Annotated in this window: 24 protein-coding genes; 4 read left to right on the top strand and 20 right to left on the bottom strand. The window is 61.1% G+C overall.

What is annotated here, in order from left to right; all coding sequences use genetic code 11:
- Positions 1-128 precede the first annotated feature (128 nt).
- Complete coding sequence (locus AB3X96_RS39020; RefSeq protein WP_368593954.1) at positions 129-554, top strand: hypothetical protein; 426 nt, start codon at positions 129-131, stop codon at positions 552-554.
- A 116-nt stretch (positions 555-670) separates the two neighbouring features.
- Here AB3X96_RS39020 and AB3X96_RS39015 read toward each other — a convergent pair whose 3' ends face one another.
- The 14 genes from AB3X96_RS39015 to AB3X96_RS38950 all read right to left on the bottom strand — a co-directional run bounded on the left by AB3X96_RS39015 (position 671) and on the right by AB3X96_RS38950 (position 12,929).
- Positions 671-1,084, bottom strand: coding sequence for a hypothetical protein (locus AB3X96_RS39015; protein WP_368593953.1), 414 nt, complete (start codon positions 1,082-1,084; stop codon positions 671-673).
- 88 nt (positions 1,085-1,172) lie between these two features.
- Positions 1,173-1,640 carry a hypothetical protein gene (locus AB3X96_RS39010; protein WP_368593952.1) on the bottom strand — a complete coding sequence of 156 codons (468 nt, stop codon included), beginning with the start codon at positions 1,638-1,640 and terminating at the stop codon, positions 1,173-1,175.
- Between the two features lie 82 nt (positions 1,641-1,722).
- Positions 1,723-2,622 carry a hypothetical protein gene (locus AB3X96_RS39005; RefSeq protein WP_368593951.1) on the bottom strand — a complete coding sequence of 300 codons (900 nt, stop codon included), beginning with the start codon at positions 2,620-2,622 and terminating at the stop codon, positions 1,723-1,725.
- Positions 2,623-2,861: 239 nt separating this feature from the next.
- Positions 2,862-3,503: a hypothetical protein gene (locus AB3X96_RS39000; protein ID WP_368593950.1), complete on the bottom strand. Its 642-nt coding sequence runs from the start codon at positions 3,501-3,503 to the stop codon at positions 2,862-2,864.
- Positions 3,504-3,573: 70 nt separating this feature from the next.
- Positions 3,574-4,062 carry a hypothetical protein gene (locus AB3X96_RS38995; RefSeq protein ID WP_368593949.1) on the bottom strand — a complete coding sequence of 163 codons (489 nt, stop codon included), beginning with the start codon at positions 4,060-4,062 and terminating at the stop codon, positions 3,574-3,576.
- A 275-nt stretch (positions 4,063-4,337) separates the two neighbouring features.
- Positions 4,338-5,339 carry a hypothetical protein gene (locus tag AB3X96_RS38990; RefSeq protein ID WP_368593948.1) on the bottom strand — a complete coding sequence of 334 codons (1,002 nt, stop codon included), beginning with the start codon at positions 5,337-5,339 and terminating at the stop codon, positions 4,338-4,340.
- A gap of 120 nt (positions 5,340-5,459) precedes the next feature.
- On the bottom strand, positions 5,460-5,618 hold the full coding sequence (locus AB3X96_RS38985; RefSeq protein WP_368593947.1) for a hypothetical protein: 159 nt from the start codon (positions 5,616-5,618) through the stop codon (positions 5,460-5,462).
- Positions 5,619-5,679: 61 nt separating this feature from the next.
- Entirely contained in the window at positions 5,680-5,886 is a 207-nt protein-coding gene (locus AB3X96_RS38980; RefSeq protein ID WP_368593946.1) for a hypothetical protein, read from the bottom strand.
- A gap of 84 nt (positions 5,887-5,970) precedes the next feature.
- A complete protein-coding gene (locus tag AB3X96_RS38975) occupies positions 5,971-8,292 on the bottom strand; it encodes an SMC family ATPase (protein ID WP_368593956.1) in 2,322 nt (773 codons plus the stop codon).
- Positions 8,280-8,903 (bottom strand): hypothetical protein, encoded by a 624-nt coding sequence (locus AB3X96_RS38970; RefSeq protein ID WP_368593945.1) that lies wholly within the window; start codon positions 8,901-8,903, stop codon positions 8,280-8,282. Before AB3X96_RS38970 ends, AB3X96_RS38975 begins: the two co-directional genes overlap by 13 nt.
- Before the next feature lie 182 nt (positions 8,904-9,085).
- Positions 9,086-10,504 carry an exonuclease SbcCD subunit D gene (locus AB3X96_RS38965; RefSeq protein WP_368593944.1) on the bottom strand — a complete coding sequence of 473 codons (1,419 nt, stop codon included), beginning with the start codon at positions 10,502-10,504 and terminating at the stop codon, positions 9,086-9,088.
- A gap of 89 nt (positions 10,505-10,593) precedes the next feature.
- Positions 10,594-11,142: an NADAR family protein gene (locus tag AB3X96_RS38960; protein WP_368593943.1), complete on the bottom strand. Its 549-nt coding sequence runs from the start codon at positions 11,140-11,142 to the stop codon at positions 10,594-10,596.
- Between the two features lie 117 nt (positions 11,143-11,259).
- Positions 11,260-12,666: a hypothetical protein gene (locus AB3X96_RS38955; protein WP_368593942.1), complete on the bottom strand. Its 1,407-nt coding sequence runs from the start codon at positions 12,664-12,666 to the stop codon at positions 11,260-11,262.
- A complete protein-coding gene (locus tag AB3X96_RS38950) occupies positions 12,663-12,929 on the bottom strand; it encodes a hypothetical protein (protein WP_368593941.1) in 267 nt (88 codons plus the stop codon). The genes AB3X96_RS38955 and AB3X96_RS38950 overlap by 4 nt, the downstream gene beginning before the upstream one ends.
- A 756-nt stretch (positions 12,930-13,685) precedes the next feature.
- Between AB3X96_RS38950 and AB3X96_RS38945 the strand changes: the two genes are divergently transcribed.
- The 3 genes from AB3X96_RS38945 to AB3X96_RS38935 all read left to right on the top strand — a co-directional run bounded on the left by AB3X96_RS38945 (position 13,686) and on the right by AB3X96_RS38935 (position 16,099).
- A complete protein-coding gene (locus tag AB3X96_RS38945; protein ID WP_368593940.1) occupies positions 13,686-14,186 on the top strand; it encodes a DUF1845 domain-containing protein in 501 nt (166 codons plus the stop codon).
- Positions 14,187-15,152: 966 nt separating this feature from the next.
- Positions 15,153-15,545 carry a polymer-forming cytoskeletal protein gene (locus AB3X96_RS38940; RefSeq protein WP_368593939.1) on the top strand — a complete coding sequence of 131 codons (393 nt, stop codon included), beginning with the start codon at positions 15,153-15,155 and terminating at the stop codon, positions 15,543-15,545.
- The gene (locus AB3X96_RS38935; protein ID WP_368593938.1) at positions 15,545-16,099 is read left to right on the top strand and encodes a hypothetical protein; all 555 of its coding nucleotides are present in this window, start codon (positions 15,545-15,547) and stop codon (positions 16,097-16,099) included. The genes AB3X96_RS38940 and AB3X96_RS38935 overlap by 1 nt, the downstream gene beginning before the upstream one ends.
- A 79-nt stretch (positions 16,100-16,178) precedes the next feature.
- Here AB3X96_RS38935 and AB3X96_RS38930 read toward each other — a convergent pair whose 3' ends face one another.
- The 6 genes from AB3X96_RS38930 to AB3X96_RS38905 form a co-directional block, all read right to left on the bottom strand.
- Positions 16,179-16,898: a hypothetical protein gene (locus AB3X96_RS38930; protein ID WP_368593937.1), complete on the bottom strand. Its 720-nt coding sequence runs from the start codon at positions 16,896-16,898 to the stop codon at positions 16,179-16,181.
- Between the two features lie 12 nt (positions 16,899-16,910).
- Entirely contained in the window at positions 16,911-18,602 is a 1,692-nt protein-coding gene (locus AB3X96_RS38925) for an ATP-dependent helicase (RefSeq protein WP_368593936.1), read from the bottom strand.
- Between the two features lie 13 nt (positions 18,603-18,615).
- On the bottom strand, positions 18,616-19,509 hold the full coding sequence (locus AB3X96_RS38920; RefSeq protein ID WP_152854574.1) for an ATPase: 894 nt from the start codon (positions 19,507-19,509) through the stop codon (positions 18,616-18,618).
- Positions 19,510-19,842: 333 nt separating this feature from the next.
- Entirely contained in the window at positions 19,843-20,448 is a 606-nt protein-coding gene (locus AB3X96_RS38915; protein ID WP_152854560.1) for a DUF4400 domain-containing protein, read from the bottom strand.
- A complete protein-coding gene (locus AB3X96_RS38910) occupies positions 20,438-20,722 on the bottom strand; it encodes a hypothetical protein (protein ID WP_152854561.1) in 285 nt (94 codons plus the stop codon). The genes AB3X96_RS38915 and AB3X96_RS38910 overlap by 11 nt, the downstream gene beginning before the upstream one ends.
- Positions 20,679-21,197: a hypothetical protein gene (locus tag AB3X96_RS38905; protein ID WP_152854562.1), complete on the bottom strand. Its 519-nt coding sequence runs from the start codon at positions 21,195-21,197 to the stop codon at positions 20,679-20,681. Before AB3X96_RS38905 ends, AB3X96_RS38910 begins: the two co-directional genes overlap by 44 nt.
- Between the last annotated feature and the right edge of the window lie 4 nt (positions 21,198-21,201).

The raw sequence follows: 21,201 nt of genomic DNA, 5'->3' as shown, positions 1-21,201 counted from the left end.
CAATCACCAGACGGCTCTTCAGGTCTTTGTTCTCTGTCATCAGTGTCAGTGTGCAGGTGTCCACGTGGACACCTAGCTTCTGACCTTCTGCCCCTCGATGGAAGGGCGTCTTTTATTGACCGCTTACGATGTTTCGCGTTGCCATCACGGCTTCATCGGAGCGTCTGGCGATTGTTCACTTGCTTCACTTTAATCCGGCATTTCAAAGCGCGATGACCTCGTACATCGTTCGTGACCACTTCCTCAACCGCATTCTCGACAGCCACTTGCGCGGCGTGGCGCTCAAATGCGTCAGGCTGAAGGTTCAGGACAACAAGCAGGTCATGTTCCCTATCGAGGTCGATTTCCACGACTACATCGAGCGCAGAAACCCGCATGAATCAACCCCTGTGACGACCGGCCGCGGACTCTTCACGCAGCGCGTGAAGATCCGATCTGAATTCGTGCTTGCGGGCCGTACGCGCGTGCATACAAGCCATAGCACTCCGGTCGCGGTACCAAAGGATATCGCGCGCCTTGCGATGACCGAGCCAGTTCGCACTGAGCAGAACTGATTCGCGCGTGATCTGCGGCCGTGCATCGTTAATCGCGAAGTGCTGAGACCCCCCAAAAAAACAAGCCTGCGGTTTGTGAGAACTCGCGGGCTGGGTCGATAAAACGGATGCGGCATTCAGTGGTTGAAGCCAAGACGGAACTGGTCGCCAGTTGCAGGTTCAGCACGCCGTGAGGCGGCCGCCATCCAGCGATTCATTTCCGCTGCGCGGTGCGCAATCGTGCTAGAGATCCCAGCCTGTCGGGCCTTCACCCGCGCCGAATAGTCGGCGGCCATCGAGTCTACACTCGCCACCCAAGGATACATCTTGACCCTCGATAAGGCCTGCCCCTTGACGCCGAAGCAATGGACGCGCGCCCGAGCTGGAAGATACCCCTCCAGCCCCTCCAGTATGGCGAATAGCCCATGTTTGGGATCGGTCAGGTGCCGTCGACAGACGGACCCAAGGCCGATCAGGACTGGGGGCGCGATCCATGGCATCCATCGCTCCCACTCCTGCATCATGAGATCGATGCTGCGTCTGTAACGCATCGACCGTCCGGCCTTGAACCACACCTACGGGGATGCGAACGACATTCTGAACCGCGGCCGCGCTCATCGTCTTCGACAGTTCATCCTGTCACGGATAGACGACACGCAGCATTCCCTCCAGAAGCGTCGCCGTCGCGTTGATGCGATAGTCGATCGCAGCCTGATCCGCGGCAATCTCCGGCTCCCAGCATAAATCGGGCTGAGAGACCCACGTCGCCCCGGAAAACGAGGCGAATTCTACGCATTGCTCCATCGTCCACGGATATACGCCAGCGATGCCGCGCTGCCAGCCTTTCAGTTGAAAGAGCCGCATGGCGGTGAATCCCGCACTGTCCAGAGCGAAATCCATCTCTGTCAGGTCTGTCGCTTCAGGGTTGCGGAAGCGCCCGGTTTTCGGATTCCAGAAGGCAGAAGCGGAGACCATGCCCGCGTAGCCTTCATTGAACGCGTGGTATGCGAGTCGGCCGCCGCTGTGCGGGATACCGACACGGAACCACGCCTTCGTCCACATGAGCGTTGCGCTGGCGAACCGGCATGCCGGGTTCAGCTGCTTCAAGGTACATAAGCTACTCCAGATGGATGCGCGGAGCAGCCCCTTGCGAGGGCGTGCCCCGCAAGGGTGAATGAGATAAGACCGCTCACGCGGCCATCGAGAAGAGATCGAGCTGCTGCACTTCCTTTACCGCATTGCTGATCAGGTACTGATCCATCTCCGCCGGCGTCAGGTTCAGACGCTCGGCGAGGCGCGCGAAATACTGCCCACGCACCGCCATCTCCTGATATCGCTGGGACTTCCCGCTAGGCAGTGTCAGGATCGTTTCGTTGAGCCAGAAACGCGCCGATTCGATGCCTGCGTTGACCTGCACGCGCGCATACCACTCGTAATCAAACGAGCAGGTCACGAACTCACACGCTCTTTCGGCATCGACGTCGAGGCGGTCGCTTTGTTCGAAATACACAACGCGTTCGCCAGCAGTCGTTTGCGCATAGGTGGACACGCGACCCGGATGTCGGTACCCGTTCCACTGCTCTGCGCCAAAATCCCGAAGACCTTCGGCGGGCGCCTCCGCGTCGAACTGTCCGACGCGGAACCATCCGTGATTCGTGATGGGTACCTTCGGAAACGTGTCGACTTTGGGGATGCGGTATCGGCGCCCCAGTCTGTGGACTTCGTACCAGGCTGATACCGCTGGAAACGCATGCGGTGCGTAGTAGTGCATGGACAGCATGAAGTCGATCGCGACCAGTTGTGACGGCGTGATCATTTCGAACTGCACGTCGCAGAGGTCGCGGTTCTCGGGCGTATCAGGAATGAGACCAGCCGCGAGATCCGCGTCGTGCCGTTCGGCGCGTTCAATTTCGAGCGCGTCGAGCGTGAGCAGGTAGCGCAACAGGTTCATGCGCTCCCAGAACGACAGCACATCGGGCTGCACTCGCACATATCCGGCAGAACTCAGCGACCGACCGACCAGCTCGCGGCGCTTCAAATCCCACTGTGTCGCGAGCAGGTAATTGCGGAAATCGTTGAGGCCCGCCATGTACGCATGCTCCGGCTCCCGGATCATGGATTCCAGCGACTTGTCCCGATCGCCAACGACGCAGCAGAACACGCATCCGAATCGCGAACCGCACGCCGTACGCTGCCCACTTTCGCCGAGAACCACTCCGCACATGCCATCGTTACCGGCGCGGTACAGGTCCGACAGACGTTCGATGGATCGCACCGAAAACGCACAAGGAAACGGACGCTTCTCTTCGTCGGCAAACATCGTCAGCATCAGCCAGATGTCATCGACCGACCAGTCGCGCAACGGTGAGATAGACAGTGCATCGTTGGCGTCACGCGTAGGCGCAATCGCGCTTTCCGCTCGGGCCAGCATGGCAACGCCGCGCGAGGCGCTTTCAGCGATGCGATTGCCGAGAATGGTACAGATCTCGCGGTCGCCGCGGGCGGTCGCATCGCGCTCGAGCGCCGCGCGCAACCGCCGCTGTGGGATGAGCTTCCAGTCCGTCGCGTTGCTCTCGTGCGTTTGCCGGCACGCACGCCGTTTTCGACGGTGCGTACCAGGGTGCCGCGGCCGATGGTGGAAACGACAAACTGCATCGCCAGCGACGGCGTGGCAATGTGCGTCGTCACCCCGAGCCCATATGCGGCCGCGTGCTCGTCGACCTCTTCCAGCATGGTCTCGATATGCCGCGCAAGACTGCCGTTTTCGATCGTTGTATTGGCCGAAGAGATGTAGTGCGCGGGTTGCACGTGGCCTTCTTCCGCGACGCGGCGCACGGCTTCTAGCATGAGAATCGTCGCGCACGTCGAGTCCTTGCCGCTGGCCGTGCCGCACAACGGATGGCCGGCACGTATCAGGCCCATGAGGACGGCGATCGCGGCCTCCATCTTTTGAAGAATCTCGTCAAACATGATTGCTCCGGGTTAATGGAGCCCGCCCCCCTACGGGAGCGGGTCCCACAGGGGTTAAGGAGTTGAAAGGTCAGTGAGGCAGTGCAGACATCTCGTCGATCATCTGACGGTAGGTGATGAGGCCTTCCTGATGCTTCTGCATGAGCGCTGCGCGGCGTACACCCCGTGCCCAACGGGCAGTCGCTCCGATGCGATCGAGTGCTCCGGGATCGGTCACGCAGTAGCCCATGCGGAGCATTTCTTCGATCGCCTCGTTGAGGGAGTCGAAGCAAAGATGACCGATGAACCCGTCCAGGTCGAACTGCTGAATGCGCCAGGCCTTTGAGCCTGACGCATCCGGAAGTGCGAAAGCCCACGACTCGCGATCCTCCATACGGCACTCGATACCGGCTGGATGACCCTCATACGAGGACATGAGACGTTGGTAGGCGATCTGCAGCGGGCGGGCGACGTCACGCAAGTGACGCCCGAAATCTGCGGGAACCCGGGTAGATGCTGCGCAGACCCGCTCCCAGGAAGCAGAACGGTAACGATTGGCGCTGCGTTGAATGCTTTTCATCAAGGCTCCAGTAGGACGGGAGCCTGTGGGAGAAGCTCCCAAGGGGAAAAAGAAGCTCGCGAGGCGGGCCGGTCGATGCGCCTGTGGCGCAGAAGATTCACAAAGGGTAATTCCAGTGCGCGGGCGTGGCCACGGGGAAAGATGCGGAAATAGTGGTCTCTTTCGACCGAAGACGAGCCGCTAATCCGGCGCCGACTGCGCGAGCACCAAAAAAAATGCCCGTCGGGCGACCCCGGGAAGGGGACGCTCGACGGGCGGTTTCATGGTAGTACCGGTTAGCTGGTCCGGTATCCGAACCTCTCCAGATCGGGAAGACCGCCAATGGAATGGATAAACGCTTCAGCATCCACACCATTTTTCGCAGCCATACCCCAGAATTCGTTAATCCTTTCCATTGCGTGCCTGATCGCCTCTTCCCGATCCTTCAGTTCCAGTGCCAGGATATGGCCGTTCCCGCGCGCCAGCTGAACTCCCTGAAGCGCGGCCTCATGTTCACGCAACCGGCTCAGCGCCCATTTCACCCGGTCCCGGACATGATGAGGAACTGCGTTGTTCATGTCCGGCGAGTGAGGACCGCATGGATTGCGCAACACCCCGGCAAACTTCTGCAGCATGGCTTCCTGCATCGGCACCGTGAACCTGCCATTCATCTGCACGGCGGCAACCCAGTCCTCGCCGTCCAGAAGATGATAGAAATTCGCGTCGCCGTCCGCTCTGACCCGGATGTGTGGAATCGGCTGCACACCGACCGGGGTCGCCTGGCGATTCGCAATCCATTCGATCAGCGAAAGCTGATCGCGTTTCCAGTCAATCACATCGTGAGGGTACTCGAAGCGCTCGCAAAGCAGCCGGTGGAAGTTTTTGAACTCGTGGTCCGGCGATCCACAATCTCCGCTTTCCAGCAGAGCGGTAGCCCCAAAGCGAGCGTCGAGCTCATGCCCTTCCTTCCGGATATGCTTCATCCATTCGGCGGCCGACGGCAGTTGAGATACGAGTTCGACGATGCGACCGTCGATGCCTGCGTGCGCATCGACAGAAGTATCGTTGAGAATCGCCGCCTGCAGATCGAACAGGAAGACCAGCGCGTCGACACCGTGGGCCTCAGCGACCGCTCCTAACGTTTCCACTGCGTTCAGCAGCTCGCGCATGAAGCGTGCGAACAGGCCTGCACGATGCATCGCCACGATTGCCGCGGTCGCAACATCTGCGGCTTTGCCGGGGTCATCGGCAGGAATTTCGGCCTCAGTGATCGCCTGTGAGTGGACGAGACTGCGCATTACATCATCTAGAAAATCACTGCAAGAGAAAGTCAATTTCGGCTCCTTGGGGGATGCCGGGCAGACCTCCCCAACCGGGAGGTCTGCCCGGTCGGGGTAAAGAAAATTTGATTGCGGCAGTCAGGCGCGACGAAGTTGCCGGTCGAAAGGCGACAGACTATTGGCTGGTACGCGCGCCGGATGTTTGTGAAGCGCAGCAAACGACTGCTGTTCCCAGAGCAGGCATACAAGTGCAAGCATTGCCCCGATCACGGTTGCGGCTGCGATCTGCTTCTTCATGGTCACCTCCATGTTTGCGCACGAAGCCCCGACGCTCTTTCGAGGCCGGGGCTTCGCGCGATCAGGAAGAGGTTTGCGGATGCGCGGCCGGGAAGACCAGGACGCGACCATCCTTGCAGAGATCAAAGTCGCCCGGCTCGCCTCGCGGCTTGCGGACAACGATCGTCGGTGCTGGCCTGGCCGGCTCAACGTGTGCCACGGGTTGAGCCGTGCAGGCGCACAGTGACGAACTGCCTGCTGCGATGAGCAGCAACAACAGGTTTTGCATGGGATTCCTCGTTATTAAAAAGACGAGGGAACGCCCCTGTGGGGACGTTCCCCACAGGGTCAAGAAATGACAGGAAATGACAGCTCAGGCAGCGAGCGCCTCGACGTCAATGACTGCATCCGCTTCCGCAACCAGATCGGGGGTCTGCGAGATGAAAAACTCCCGCTCGTACCCGCCCTGCCGCAGCACTTCCCGCTTCATCCGCATGAACTGCAGCTTGCGCTGCGGATCGAGCGGACCATCGGACTCGTCGCTGAACAGGGTCTGGTAGGGCTGGCCAGCATTGCTTGCCAGATACAGGGCGATGCCGCGTGTCAGGCACTCGTTGATCCAGACCTTCTGGCCGCCGGACATCACCGTGACTGCCTTGGTGCTGTCATGATCGGCGTCATGCACGAGGATTTCGAACCCCTCGCGCAGTTCACCGCTCGCCAGCGCCCGCTGCGTCTGGATCTCGACCGTGAAGCGCATGCCGTAGCATGCGAGCAACAGGTCGTTCACCATCTTCGTGAGGGCGGGGCCCGCATCGTCGATCGTCAATGCAATCACGCCTTCGTTGCCGAGGCCTCTCGCGAGCAGCTTCCACTGGGCAATCTCATCGGAGATGCGGTTCGCGCGCGACTGTGTCGCGTCGAATCCCGCAAGCTCCTTTGCGATCGCCTGTCGCTCGACCTCACGCGTCGTCTGCGAGCGGATCAGTGATTCGATCCGGGCATCGGCCGCGGTGATGGCTTCGCGGCACCGGGTTAGCTGCCGGTCGATATCGGCGATGGCGCCGGTCACGTCGTCGACGCCGAGGCGTGCGACTTCCGCGTCCAGTTCCTTCGCTTCCTCCGACAGACGGGCGTGCTGTGCCTCGCGGCGTGCACGCAGCGTGGCTTCCTCGGTCTCGAGCGCGGCCAGTTCTTCACTGGCTTTGCCCAGACCCCCGGTTGCGGCATCGAGCAGCGGCTTGCGTGCGGCGAGATCGACAGCTTTCTGAAGGTCACGGCGCGCGGCCGCGATCACATCATTGACCGCCTTCAGCTCCGCCCGTCTGCCCGCGAGATGCTGCACCTGAGGCGTCAGCAGCGCGACCTCATCGCGTTTGGCACGAAACGTCGCACGCAGATTCGTGAGCGAAATGCGGTGCTCCTGGACCTGTACGTCCGCCTGACGGGCCTGCGCAAGCAAGGGACAGGTGTTATGCATCTCATGACCGGCACAGGGCACGGTACTGATCACACTCGCCTGCTGTTCCAGCGACTTCAGGAGCGTCATCTTCGACGTGCCTTCCGACTCCAGACCGTTCAGACGGGAAGTTGCCGCCGTCAGCGCAAGCTGCTTCTCTTCGAGGGCAGCAATCTCCCTCTGGATCGGCTCGACACGCGCCTCCTCGCTCGCAATACGTGCCTGGGCGATATCACGTGCCGTGGCGGCGCCCAGAATCGCTTCACGTTGCGCAATCACTGCGTTGTGTTCCGCGATGGACGAGCGCAACGAAGCGCGCCGCTGGTTCAGGCGTTGTTCATCGGCGCGTGCGTCGGTTACAAGGACCTGCATGGCCGACGAAATCTGGCTTCGCCGCGTACCGAGTTCCCGCAGGCGGGCCTGCGCACCGGCATTGGCCGTCTGCCTTGCAGCGAGAACGGCGCGCTGGTCGGTCAGGGTGGCCACCTTTGCGTTCAGCGTCTCCCGGCTCTCGCGAGTTGCGGTGACGGACTGTGCATCAGAAGCGATGGCCTGATCGAGCTGGGCGACGCGATCGCGCTTGGATCCAAGCGCAACGAGTTGCTGTTGCGTGGAGTCAAGGGCACGACCGAGCGCCTTCGCGACATCGGCGGCTTTCGCCGACAGCGTGCGCAGGTCATCGATATGCAGCAGTTCCGCGAGCAGTGCCTTGATCTCGGTCGCGCCATAGGAGGCGAGCGGACGCCGGTTCTGCGCAGAAAAGACGCTGGTAAAGAACGACTCCAGCGAGCCACACACCGACTTGACACACAGGTCATAGGTCTCCGCCCTGCCATCAGAGACAGTACCGTCACCTGTCTGCATGGGCTGCCAGTGTCCGTCCGCGTCGCGCCAGGCCAGGTAGTACTCAGCCTTACCCGTCTTGCCGGGCTTGCGGAATGCGAATGACGAGCGGTATCGCACACCGCCATGCTCCCACTCGAACTCCTTGAGCACGTGCGCGCCGTAGATGTGGTCCCAGTAAGAGAACGCATCCACCGACACTTTCGCGGCCCGCGACGGCATGATCCGGTACGGATGGAGGTTATCCATGATCGTGGACTTTCCCGCACCGTTCGGACCGGTCAACGCGATGAGGCCTGCCGGAAGCGATTCGAGATCGAGCGTGATGGTGTCGCGCTTTATGCCGTCACGAACACCAATAAAGCCCGTCAGCGTCAGTTTCAGTGGGCGCATGTCGGCACCTCCTGAAGCGGCGCATCGAACAGATAGTCCGATGGCAACCACGGCGCATCATCGTCGTTGGACAACATCCTTCCAACGATCGGATCAGGCACGCGGGCAGGCGGTTGAGCAGCGTTCGCAGCCGCCTGAGCGGCCACTCGAGCGATCTCTTGCGCCGCCCTCTTTTCCAGCGACCCGTCGACGACTTCGCCAACGGTTTTGCAGACGGCGGCATAGGCCGCGCTGGTACGCCGGATCAGCGCGTCCCAGTTATCGACACCGGTCAGCGCGAGCAGCTCGCGTGAGCCCCACTGGTTTGCATAGCCCGTGTTGAACGACCACAGCAGGTTTTGCAACTGCACGTCGGGCACAACGGCCAGATCCGCCGTTGCCGCGTTGACGGCAGCAGTCAGGATCAGGAAGCGGTCCGACTGGGCAATGACAGCGCCGCGATGTTCTCCAAAGGGAAGATGAAAAATGCTCGCGCGATAACCCGCTTGGTCGGTGAGGACCTTCTGGATCTCGCGCGGCGAGCGGTTCGCAGTGAAATGCCGGACCCATTGGGCGCCGGCGGGATAAAGACCAAACATGATGACACTCCACAGAAGATGGGCGGACTGCATCCCTGAGGGGATGAATCCCCGCCAGGGTTATAAAAGATGGATGCAGCAGACTGCGATCGATGCGTCAGGGACGCGGGTGACCCTTGTTCCGGAAGCCCGCGGTCCTCTGGTAGCGGGCGGGCTTCCGGAACACGGCTGTGTTCCGCGTGAGAGTGCCGTACAGGCCACTCTCACCGTGGCGGCTAGGCCGCAAACAGATCGTCGTTGAGCCAGTCGAGCGACGCCGGTGTGGCCGTCGCCTTCGTGTCAGTCCCGACCGGGGCGGCGGTGACTTCGTCCGTCGTCTCCAGCAATGCGGCAGGATGCGTGAGCACCGTGGCGAGCGCCGGCACTTCAGGTGGCGATTCAGGCTGCGATTCGGGCTGCGAATCGGGCCCGGAAGCGAGACTGGCCAGCACACCGGCCGCGATCGCTTCCACGTCGCCGGAGGCGAGCAGCTGCAACCGGTCCTGAAGCGGGCTGGCGTCAACGCTCACCAGTTCGCACCAGCGTGCGAGTTTCCCCTCGACGGTCGTCTCCAGACTGATGCCCTGGGCACGGCTGCGAACCACCGGCAATACGCGCGACTCGACCTTCAGACCCGCGGCACCGGAAAACAGCGCCTTGATCGCTTCACGATCGACTACCTGACGATGCTCCTCGTCGACCTGCCAGCGCACACGCACGAACTTGTCGGCCGCGTCCGCTGCGAGCTCCTGAAGCTTTGCCATGTCCGGTGGTCCGTCGAAGTCCATGCAGATTATCTGTCGCGAAGGCGTTGCGACGAGCGTTGCTGACCCGCTGCCCGGTTCAACGTCCCACGACAGATAGCCCTTCTCGCCCTCTTCTCCATAATGGAAGCGACCAATCGAGCCCGGATATGCGACCAGCCTGCCGTCGCGTTCCCACTGCTGCTCCTTGTGAATATGGCCCAGCATGAAGCCATCGCATTCGGCTTCGAACAACGCCGTGAGCGAGAACTCATGATCGAACCCCGCCATCGTGACGCCGCGCTCGGTGGTGCAGCCGTTGACTGTGCCGTGCGAGACACCCACCGTGCGAATCCCCGCTGCGCGAAGCTGCCTGTTCACCCGGCCCGCCGCCGCCAGATATGCGGCGAGCACATCGCCCAGTCCCGTACCGGCCTCGAGCGCGCCAACGCTCGAAGCCAGTTGGCCCTTGTTGACCGTGGGCAGGCAGGTGAACACCACTTCGGGCATGACGCCGATGAACTGACGCAGTTCGTCATCCGAGAAGACAGGTCCCTTCGATGCCCAGAAACGCCCATCGACGAGCGCGACCTGAGACACGCGATTCGCAACGTGGATCTGATGAACGCCGCCCATGAGGGCGAAGTTATCGAGGGTGCCTGGAGGCTCGTGCGAGAACGTGCCCTGCAACATGAGCACAGGCATCGCGTTGGCTAGCCGGTGAATCTGGGTCGCGAGCGCGTGCAACGACGGCGCATGCGCATCGAGCCGGTGATCGGTCGAGTCGCCGGAAATCACGCCAAGCTGCGCGCCGCTGTCGATCGCGTTGCCAACAGCAAAACTGAAACAACGGTCGGACTCGGCCAGATTGTCCGGCGCGTAATGCAGGTCAGAAAAATGTGCGAATCTCACTTTCGCCTCCAGAAATGAAAAAGGCCGCCATACGGCAGCCAATATTTGAATGCGCGCCCGGATGGACGCAGGGAAAAAAGAACTTTTCGTCAGTGCGCAGCGAGTGCGTCCCGAACCTTCATGAGCGCGATGCCCAGGAGGTTCTGTCCGCGCCATTGCGACTCATCGGTCAGACGTGGGTCACGTTCGCCAAGGCCGACGCCCCAGATACGGTCATAGGGACTGGCCCCAACCAGCACCGTCGGCGCCGTCGCCAGCAACACGGACCGTAGCTCATGGCTTTGCGCAAATTTCTCGCGGCAGCCAACGAAGACGATCGATTCGTGCCGCGCGACCCATGTATCCAGATCGAAGTTGGCGACCTTGCGGCCGAGCTTCTTCTGTGTCATCGGATCAGTCGCCGCGAGAATCTTCGCGGCGGACGTCTCGTCATCAAACAGCTTTGCCTTCGCGTACATCATGAACTGTTCGACACACGTGAAAGAGACACCGTGGTAGGTGAAACGGCACGGATGCCAGTTGCTCAATACATCGTCCGCGCCGAAAAGCGCGGTGTAATTCCCGATCGTGCGCATCGGACGAACTCCTTTCTGATTAACAGGGAATGGCCGCTCTAGCGGCATGGCTTCGATGCGCAAATGCGCTTTCGAAAACACTTGAGCAAACACCGGCTTGCTAAAATGTTCTCGCTACGGGTATGGAGAGAGCCAGCCCCGAAGGGCTGGCAGGAAGGTTTTGGAAAAGGATGAAACCGGTCAGTCGAAGAACGTCGTCTGCCTGGTCGCCGCGATCTCGCGATCGAGTGCTGCGCGATCAGTCAGTGCCTTCTCCAGACGCTCGTTCATGCTGTCGACATCCTGCGGCCGCTCGACCCATCCACGTCCATACGTGGTGTGCGCAAAGAGCCGGAAATCTTCCTTCCGGTTTTCCGCGCTTAACCCGAGACGCTTCAGCAGGTCCGACATACGGTCCAGCTTGTCGGCGAGCGTTTCGACTGCATCGTCCGCGCTGCCGTCAGTTTGCGATGACGGCGCGTTGGGATGTGCATGGCCTGATTCGGCCCCGCTTGCAACCTGTACCGGCTGTTGCTGCCCGGATGCCTGTTGGTCTGCCATCGGGTCGCTGTCGTCGACAGAGCTCTCACCGCGTGTTCCCTCATCAGCAACGGCGACTGGAAAGCCACCGCCAAGGGGAACAACGTTGCCACCGGCCTCGAGCAATGCGACAGCCTGGCCAGCCGCTTCGATTGCCGGCACCGCATCATCGGCGCCGTCGAGCAGCGCACCGATGTCGATGTCGGCGTCGAGAACGGTGAGCAGCTGCTTTGCCCGAACCGCTTCGCCGTTTTCGTTGATGCGCGTGATGTCGAACTCGCGCTTCGTGATCCAGAAACGCGTCCCGGTCAGTTTGCCTCTGGCAAGCTGCACGGTCTGCATGGCCGAATAAGCCTTCTGAAGCACGTAGATCGAATTCGTCGGCAACTCGATGAGGCCCAGCCCCTTGATGTCCGGCACAGCGAAGATGAAACTCGCTGACAGGTTGCAATGTCGCGCCTGATACTGCGGACACTGTTCGGGGTCACAGATGCCATCAGGAATCGCTTCATCCTGCCGCCGGATCACGGTGCGGCCGCCGAAGTGGCGAACCGCGCGTTGCGCCCGCTGATCCCGCTCCATCTTCGCGTACGTCATGCAATAGCGGATGCCATCGCGTTCGTACTGCGAGAAGAACTTTCGACCATTGGCGCCGTACACGGCCATCTGGTTGGGCAGGTTCTGCATCCAGTCGTTGAACGCGAACAGCACTGGAAAGCGATAGAGCTTGAGTCCCTCGCCACGATCCTCGCCATACAGCCTGAGGATTTCGTCGGCGACGTCGGGATTGGTGAAATCCGAGCGGCGACACGTGAAATACGGTGTGTTTTTGGGCGCGAGTGCGTTTTTCAGGTTGCACTTCGATTCGATCACCTTGCCGATCGTGTCGAACGAATCACCCGCCGCAACCATGCCGTTGTAGATGTCAACGGCGCGACTGTTGGCTCGGGCTTTCGATGTGAGCACCTTGATGCCGGGCCGGATGTGTCCGATCACCGGCGGGCGCAAGGCCCGTTCTTCAACGACACTGCGCACAGGGCCGTTGAGCATGCTGGGAACTGCATTCATGAGGGTTTTCTCGCAAGGAAAAAGATCGCTGTGGTGCGCAACTCGCCGGCCGACTGCTCCAGTTCGTGCGCCGCCGCCTCGCCGCGGCGTTCAGCAACATGTGAAAGAAAAACGCGGCGCTCGGGATCGCTGAACGTCGCGAACCGTGCTACCTCGCACCGCGTGCGCCATGCTGGCGACGCGGTATCTGCAGATGCGCGTTCCTGGGCGATCGTGTCGCTGATCGCCTGGGCAATGCGCTGGTCAAGACGGTCGGGAAGCATGGAAGACCTCCGTACGGGACAGGAACTAAAGGACGAAAAAAAAGCGCGTTCCTCGGTCAGAGGAGCGCGCTTCGGGATTCGGATGAAATGACCCGAGCGCCACAACCCTTCTGGGGTCGTGGCGCTCAGGGAGCCGTGAGGCTCACAGTCGGGAACGTTAGGTCGTTCCCGCGCGGCATGGTCACGCCGCGCAACAGCCCATTTTCGGAACATTCATTCCGCCGCAGGATCACGGATCAGTCCACTACGATCGTTCTACCCAGACGGGCTCTGGAGAGAGAACACCCGAATGATCCGGGTCCGAACGATGTCGCGGCGCAAATGAATGCGGCCGGCGACGAGTTTTATGACTGAATGAATGGGGAGCACAGGCTAGGCGCTCATCAGCAGAAGCTTCCACACCAGTTGCCGGCTAGTCGGAGCATGCGCAGGGCACGACTTGGACAGAAGATGGACTCCGGGCTAGCCGGGTCAGCGTCGATGCGTCAGGGACGCGAGAAGTAGAGTCAGTATTGCCCAAAACGCTGCCGCAAATCCCCCGAAAGATCACGAAAACGGCATAGCTTTTGACCGTATATCGTCTGACATGCGCCCGCAAAATGGCCGGTGAGAGAGACCACCCTGAATAATCCCATGGCCGCAGTTCTTGAACAGACACAGGAGCCGGACCCGCGTCCAGACATAGCACCGGATGCTCCAGCTATGGCCGTCGCCCCGCCAACTGAACAGTCAACGCCTGCCGTACCCGGTAGCGGGTTGAAGCCCATCGAACGCCTCACGAGCGATTCGCGAATTGCGCGCATTAACGCAGAGTCGGATGCGAAAACCGTGCTGCGCTATTCGTCGCTGTTCGCGCGGAACTACATTCGTTCCGACTACAACTTTTGCGCGTCGAAGATCGCGGTCGCGCGAGGGGGAAAAGTGCGCGCACTCGAGACGGCGTTGCGGGAGACTTCAGAGTGGTTGCGCAAGACGGAGCAATGGCTGCTGCGCCATGAAGCCCGCCCGATCGAGTTGCCACATGACCTGATCGAGCTGACGATCACCCGCCCTCTGGCCGGGTTGCTGGTCCGGTGCCTCACGCAGTACGACCGCGTGTATGCGCGCGCAACCGAACGCGTCGTCAGCAGCAAGATCACAGGTGAGGAACGCGCCCGCATCCTCAACAACGCCGAGCGCAGGCTCAAACATATCGTGCAGATCTGCATGCCGGACAACGATCAGTACGACTTCGACGGCGAGCGGCGCGAGCAGTAACGCCCGCCCTTCCAGAGCAGACCCGGAAAGCCCCATCGCGGCTTGACATCGCCGCTGGTTGGCTACGCTCGAACTGTCACAGGAGAGAGATATGAATCTAAGGGAAATTCAGGCGCTGCACGCGCAGTACAGCACGCAGCCGGTAATCATCGACCTTGCTAGTCATACGGCAGCCATGCCCGTCCTGCCTGCGCCGGACCGCGTTCCGCTCGCCCGCAGTCGCGCTGTTGAACTTGCGGCTGTGCTACGCAAGGCCGGCAAGCCTGCAGTCCTCGCGCTTGCTATTGCCGCTTTAGCTGCAGGCGGTGGAGTAAGCGCCGCGCGTATCTGGCGCGCGATGCATGAGACGGTCGTGGCGCCGAAAGTGCCGGTCGCACCCAACCCGGCGAAGCCGTCTCCGGTTCCTGCTGGCAACTCCGACGGTACGATGCCGATCAACGTGGCGCCCGCACGTCCGCTTGTGTCGAGTGACCTCGACACGCACAGACCGGTGGCTCAGTCCGCACTCGCGGACGTCGATGCCCGCACTCTCGCTTCTCAATCGGTTCTACCGGCTGCTCCAGCCTCCCAGGCTCCGCATGCTTCTGCCGTAAGCGCAGCAGCATCCCCCATTCGGATGCAGCGATCTTCGCCGGCCGCTACTTCTGTCAATGGGATTGCGTCGCCGTCGCCTGCAACAGAGCCCTCCGAACTTGCGCCGAAGGTGACCGATGCCCCGAATAACAACCAGCCGGCGGCCACGCCCCCAGTTGTGCCCGCCACAACGCAGCCGAAAGCGGTTCCCGGCGGATCGGCGCAGGATGCTCCGAGAGCCGAGTCGCGCGCTGTCCTGCGTCCTCTGCATCGCCTTACCCGCCACGCGGCGGCCACTGCAAACAGCGATATCGCCGAGCCGGCCGCTCCAGCGCAACCCAAAGCACAGCGCTCAAAGTCGGGCGATGTGCAGCTATTCTGATGAGGCGACCGATGAAGCAACAGCCGCTTAATGTCACGCTCCTGTCCGCGGGGCTATCGATCCACGGTGACGTCATCCTCGATCACGGTATGAGTAACTTCGGCATCGTGGACGGGAATGTCGTTTCAAGTTCCGGCCTCGTCCACATCGGCCCGGGAGGCATGGTGAAGGGTCAGGTCGAAGGCGAGTATGTCAGGGTGGATGGAACCGTCGAAGGCGACGTCCGGGCCCGCGGCGCTCTAGAGATCAATGGCCGCGTGATAGGCAACGTCTACTACTACGGGACGATCCGTCTAGGCCCGCGTGCGTCACTTGAAGGGCAGGTCAAGCGCAGGAGCGATCTGACGATAGAGAACGCTGCAAGCAACGTTCAGCAGTTGTCACGCGCCGCATCGAACTCCTGATGATGCGCCTAGGTACATTTTTCAACCAGAAGAGTTCCATGATGCACTGTATCAGCAAGATTATTAGCCCTTTCCTCGTTGCCGGCGCGTTCATGGCCAGCGCACAGGCCGAAACAGCACCAGTTCAAGAGCAGCTCGACGCAGCGCTCTACAAGGACGGCGTTCAGATCGTGACTGGCACATCGATCATTGGCAACGATGGTAAAGCCGCCTTTGTCATTTCGAACGGCGACAACATCGGCTACGGTCATTGTACGAAGGTTGGCAACACGACCACTCCTAGGAGCGAGAGCGCCTTTGTCGGCCGCGCCCTGTTTATCGCACCGGCCATGGTCGACGGGAACAAGGCGATGGTTTCGGTCAGCGTTCAGGACACGGAATTCGTCGGCAAGTCCGAAGACGGGCCAGCCGACTGTCGTTCCGAAGTCGTGAATACGAAGGGTTTGATCGTCGAGAAACGCAACGTGGTGGTCGCAGACGGCCAGACAATCGACGTGCCGCTAGGCGACTCTCACTATCGACTTGTCCTGAAGCTGCACAATGTGGCTCTTTAATCGCTGACGAACATTCAGCCCGGAAAGGGCAACAACACAAGGGGCGCACAGCGCCCCTTATTCTTCCCGCGGCTCCGCATCACGGCCACATTCCGGCATCTGACTGGAAATATAGCGCCTGATAGCCAGGCAGTTCAACCGACTGTGCTTCGCGGTCGACCCTCATGCCGCGCGCTTCGAGCCACAACGTCAGCCATTCCAGTGCCCGCTCAAGTGCATGAAGGTTGGTCTGTGCCGCGATCCGCAGCGCATGATGCACAGCGAGCCTGTTGTACGGGGCCGAATTACCAAGTCTGCTAAACGGCGAGGCGAGGTGATATCGCCTCCACGTGAGCGCGAACAGTTCAGCGATTTCACCTGCTTTGAGGAGCGGCGCGATGTCCCGTTCTGCACCGGACATCGACGCTGCGGCATCCGGGGACGTGCATGCATCGAGGCTGGCGCGCAAGCCATCCAGCACCGGTCTGTTTGCTGCATGCCACGACGCGAGCAGATCTTGACCGATCCCCAGGCGCGCCTGTACCGTCTCGTCGAGCCACGCCCTGCACTGACCGTTGCCAATCAACGAGAGTCCGACGACCGCGAGCGGCGCCCAGTCCTCGCGGCCGATTGCGTAGTGATAGCCCTCGCCGTCTTCATGCCAGGCGCACAGCGCGTCGGCTCTGGCATTTGACCACTGGAATCCATCGGCGTGCAGTTGATGCAGGGCACGCTCACCGTGTTGGGCAGCGCTGTGCGGGACGAGGCTCAGAGTTGAGGCCGGCGTGTAGCCGAGTCTGTGTAACAGTCGTTTGAGCATGCGGATCAATGCCTACTGGATCGCAGATTCGATGACAAATCGGGAGACGGGATTTTTCTTGATCGTCGCGATTGTCAATCCGTCGCGAGCACGCGTCATCGCCACATAAAACAGGCGACGCTCCTCAGACTCGGTGCTTTTCTCATCAGGAACGACACCCTCTTCGGCGCGTGAGATCCACACGTGGTCCCATTCGAGCCCTTTCGAACTGTGCATTGTGGTAAGCACTAGCGCGCCTTCAGCCGGCTTGTTGTTTTCTCGCCGCAGAAACTCGATGCGCTCGGCGAATGTCCCCGACAGGCGCGACAGTACGTCGTAGGTGCCCTGGATCGCCCGGATCGCCTGGTCGTTCTTCGCATACGTCAACATCAGTTCGTGTACACCGTCAAGCACCAGCGAATAGAACCGCCGCGCGCACAATTCCTGCCATTCGCATAGCCGCTTCATGAATGCGCGATAGACCGTCGCCGTATCTTCTGGCAAACCGAGCGCCAGCAGATCCTTCTTCTGACGCTGGACGAGCACCGTCCCCATATCGCGGTGCAGGACGCCAAGCAGGGGCGTGCTGACACCCATGTAGCCGAAGACCGCGTCGAGCCCGTTCTGCTTGTGCCCTTCGGCGACTTCCAGCAGATTGCACATCAGCGCGCCCTGCGGGCGATTCAACACGGAGCTGCCGGAGGCGCGGAAGTACGGCACACCATGCGATCGGCACACGGCTTCGATCGGGTCCAGAATGCGGTTCGTGCGTGAAAGGATTGCACATGACTTGCCCGCCTTCAGCAGCGGTTGCAACGTCTCGACTGCCGCGACGGCGTCCGCATATTCGTCATCAGAGCGCCTGGCCATGACTGCGCCGCCCGGGCCGCGCTCTGCTCGCAAAACCTTCAAAATGCGATCTGCATTGTTGCGAATGACGCGATCAGCCGCTGAGAGGATTTCGTCGTGGCAACGGTAGTTACTCCCGAGCACCACCCGTTGGGCGCTAAACGTGGTTGCGAAGCTTTCCATGCCCCTGAAGCCGAGTGCGGCACGGAAGCCATAGATACTCTGATCGTCGTCGCCAACTACGGTGACGTTGGCCCCCGCCTTGGCGTGCAGTTCGACCCAGCGATATTGCAAAGGGTCCGTGTCCTGGAATTCGTCAACGAGCAGATCGGTGAAGTGATACGGTTCGATGTCCCCCGCCTCCATGCCGGCGACCGCCAGTCGTAGCATGTCCTGAAAGTCGATCTTGCCGTTTCGCTCCAGCGACGCCTGATAGGCTTCGTAGATCTGCGCGTCGCCGGTGCCCGCCTCGACGCGTCCGAAATTGGTTTTGATGCCCTCGATGACGGGCACGACATCCTCTGGCTTGCAGTCCAGACCCAGCTCGGCGATCACTCGCGCTATCAGCGCCATGCGGTCGCCATCAGTCGCAATATCGCGCTTGCCCAGTTGCCTGAATGCAAGCGAGTGAAACGTGCCTGCGATCAGGCGCTTCCTGGTGCCGTCGCCAGCGAGCGCAAGAATGCGGTCGCGCAGCTCGACGGCCGCATCCTTGCTGAATGTGACCGCGCCGACGATCGCAGCGGGGTCCGATAGCAGTAGCGCGGCCTTCGCCGCTATGGTCTTGGTCTTGCCCGCGCCGGGGCACGCGATCGCGACGCAGTGCCCCCGCTGTTCTGCGACCTCCCGCTGTTGCGGATTGAGCCCGTCGAGCATGTTGGCCGTCCTGTTAGCGGCCGCGCACCGTGGTCATCAGACGCAGGTGTGTCATATAGCCTCGCAAGCCAACCGGGTGGAACTTGCGCAGAAAACGCGACGTTTCCTCATCGATGTCGGACTGATCGCGCACCCCGTTCCAGACGAGAAAGTCGAAATGATCCATCACGTGGTCGAACTTCGTCAGCAACGACAGCACACGCATCGAGAATCGCGAATAAGCCTCGACTTCGACTGCCAGAGATGGCTTGGTGACACTCGGCGCAAACACGATATCGCCCTGCTCGCGCAATCGAGCTTCGGTCTTTACGCGGAATCCTTCGGCGACATTCAGCTGCTCGTCAACGTAGGCCTCGAGTTCGCCGACGTGTTTTTCGAAGAAGGCGGTGAGCGTGCCCTGATCCTCCGCACCGAACGTCGAGCGGCCGAAACGCTGCATATTGATGCTCATGCGGTTCAGATACGGCCACCATTGCTCAAAGAGCGGTTTGAGCCGCGTGTGATTCAGGCGCACAGCGGCCCGGACCACGGCCGCGCCTGACAGTTGCCGGTTCATCAGCTCACGGCCGATCTCGCGGCGGCGCTGCACGATTGCGGCGCGCTCAGCCGGGGACAATTCACGGAACATCTTGCGTGTTCGTGCGACCTGCTCGCGCTTTTCGTCCACTTCGCTGTCGCTGATCACACCTTCCCTGTGAAGGGTGTTCGCGGCGTCTTCCATCTGCTGCAGTTCGAGTTCGATCTCGCCACCGTCCGCACCGTCGCTGATTGTCGGACCGCTCTCCACCGGAGCGCCCGCCGCGGCACCATCATTACCGCCGTTCGTAGGCGTATGTGACATTGTGAGTTCGGCAGCCGCAGGATTGCTGGCAGCGTCGAGATTTGCCTCTTCCGTGATGGTGGTCATGTGGTTTCCTGTGGAAAGTGCGCGCCCACGCGCGCGGTACGACCTTATTGTTACGACGCCACGCAGCCAGATACGCCCGAAACATGTTCGATTTTGTTGTGCTTTTGGGGATGAAGCGTCCGCCATTCGGCTAATGGCACTCGCGGGATGGATAGCTTGCGTTGTTGCTGACCCGCGGTGACCTGATGAAGACCAGGTGTCGGTTCAATTTGAGGGATGGAATCGCGGCGTGACGCTGGGAACGGCAGCGCATCGAAGGACCGGAGCCGTGAGCCGGCTCAGATTCCTAACCCGGAAAGCTATCCGGTTTTCAGCAGCTTTCCGGGAAAAGTGTTACTGGAACGAGGCGGCCGCCTTCCACAGCAGCGCGCCGAGCACCGCGGCGACTGCGATCCAGTATTGGGCGAGGACCGGGAATGGCGCTGCTAGAACCGCAAACGCTACCCCGAAGACAAGCAGAATCCCGTGGCCAGCGAGGTGGAAAGACAGCGGACTCGCGAATCCGGCGGCCGAGGCCCGGACCTTGCGTCGTACGGAACCATCAACGAAAGCCGCGACACAGAAAACGAAAGTCCCGATCAGCCACAGCTTCATGACGCTCGCGCGATAGATCACCCGATACACCTCCAGCCAGAAGTTGTGTACCCAGGAGCGGGCGAAGTCGGACACGCCAGCCTCTCCGATTTCCCCTGATGCAGACGCATCGAGCGTCGAGCGGATGATGCCAGTGTCGACGAACCAGCGCCTGAATCGTGCATTGGTAAGCGAAAGTACGTCATCGGCACGCTCAACGCCCAGTACGTCTTCGACAGACTGCGCTTCCTGCGCAGGCACAGCAAACAGCGAGCGATCCGGAAGCGCAGGCATGACGACGAGGGCCAGCAGCGGCACAAGGAAAAACCACCACTTGACGTGCGAAACGAATCGGCTACTGGCCATAGGTGGCAATCCCCCACTCGATGAGCGCAGACCCAAGCCGGGACAGCATGTAAAGCGGAAACAGAATCAGGCCGAACATACCCATGTAGAAGTGGACGGGACGACGGGAGACGAACAGGGCCATACCGTACGCGCGCGCGCCAGCGCCGCGCGAGAACTCAGCGGGGCGGGACTCATCCATTACGTCCTGCGAATGCGCCGTGGCGAGCGCCCGCCGCGCCACGTCCACATCAACTCTCGCCAGCTTCGCGATCAGAAAACGTGTGAGCGACATCGTAGTCCTCGAAGTAGAGCCGGAAGTTTTCGCCCGTCAGTGCGCGCGCTGCAAGCTGGAAGGCGGCGGAGCGCTGCGTGATGTTCTCCGGGCATCGTTCGTCGACCATTTCCGTTCCGCGCGCCTCATGTCGTGCTTCGAACTCGGTGACGGGTTCGAGCATTGGCGGCCACACGTGGTACCGCTCGCCGTCGCGTGCCACGTAACGCCGCGCGTAGAGCCGCTCTGCGTGACTGAAAAGCCCCTGCATGAAGGCTACGTGCGGGTTGCCGGTCTTGCGCGTGCGCTTGAACGATGCGATCGCTGTGTCGAGCATCTCCTTGATAAGCGGCTCAGATTCACCCATGAACTTCTCCCCGATGAAATCGGCCACGCGTGCGCAGGCGAGCTCCAGCTCCGGCGCCAGCGTGAAGACGGGAATCAGGCGGGACGATAGCTTGTGTTCGCGAATAATTTTTTTGAATACGGCAGACATGCGT

It is taken from the genome of Paraburkholderia sp. BR13439 (assembly GCF_040948805.1).
GTDB classification, from domain to species: domain Bacteria; phylum Pseudomonadota; class Gammaproteobacteria; order Burkholderiales; family Burkholderiaceae; genus Paraburkholderia; species Paraburkholderia youngii.
This window is presented reverse-complemented; position numbering and strand designations above follow the sequence as displayed.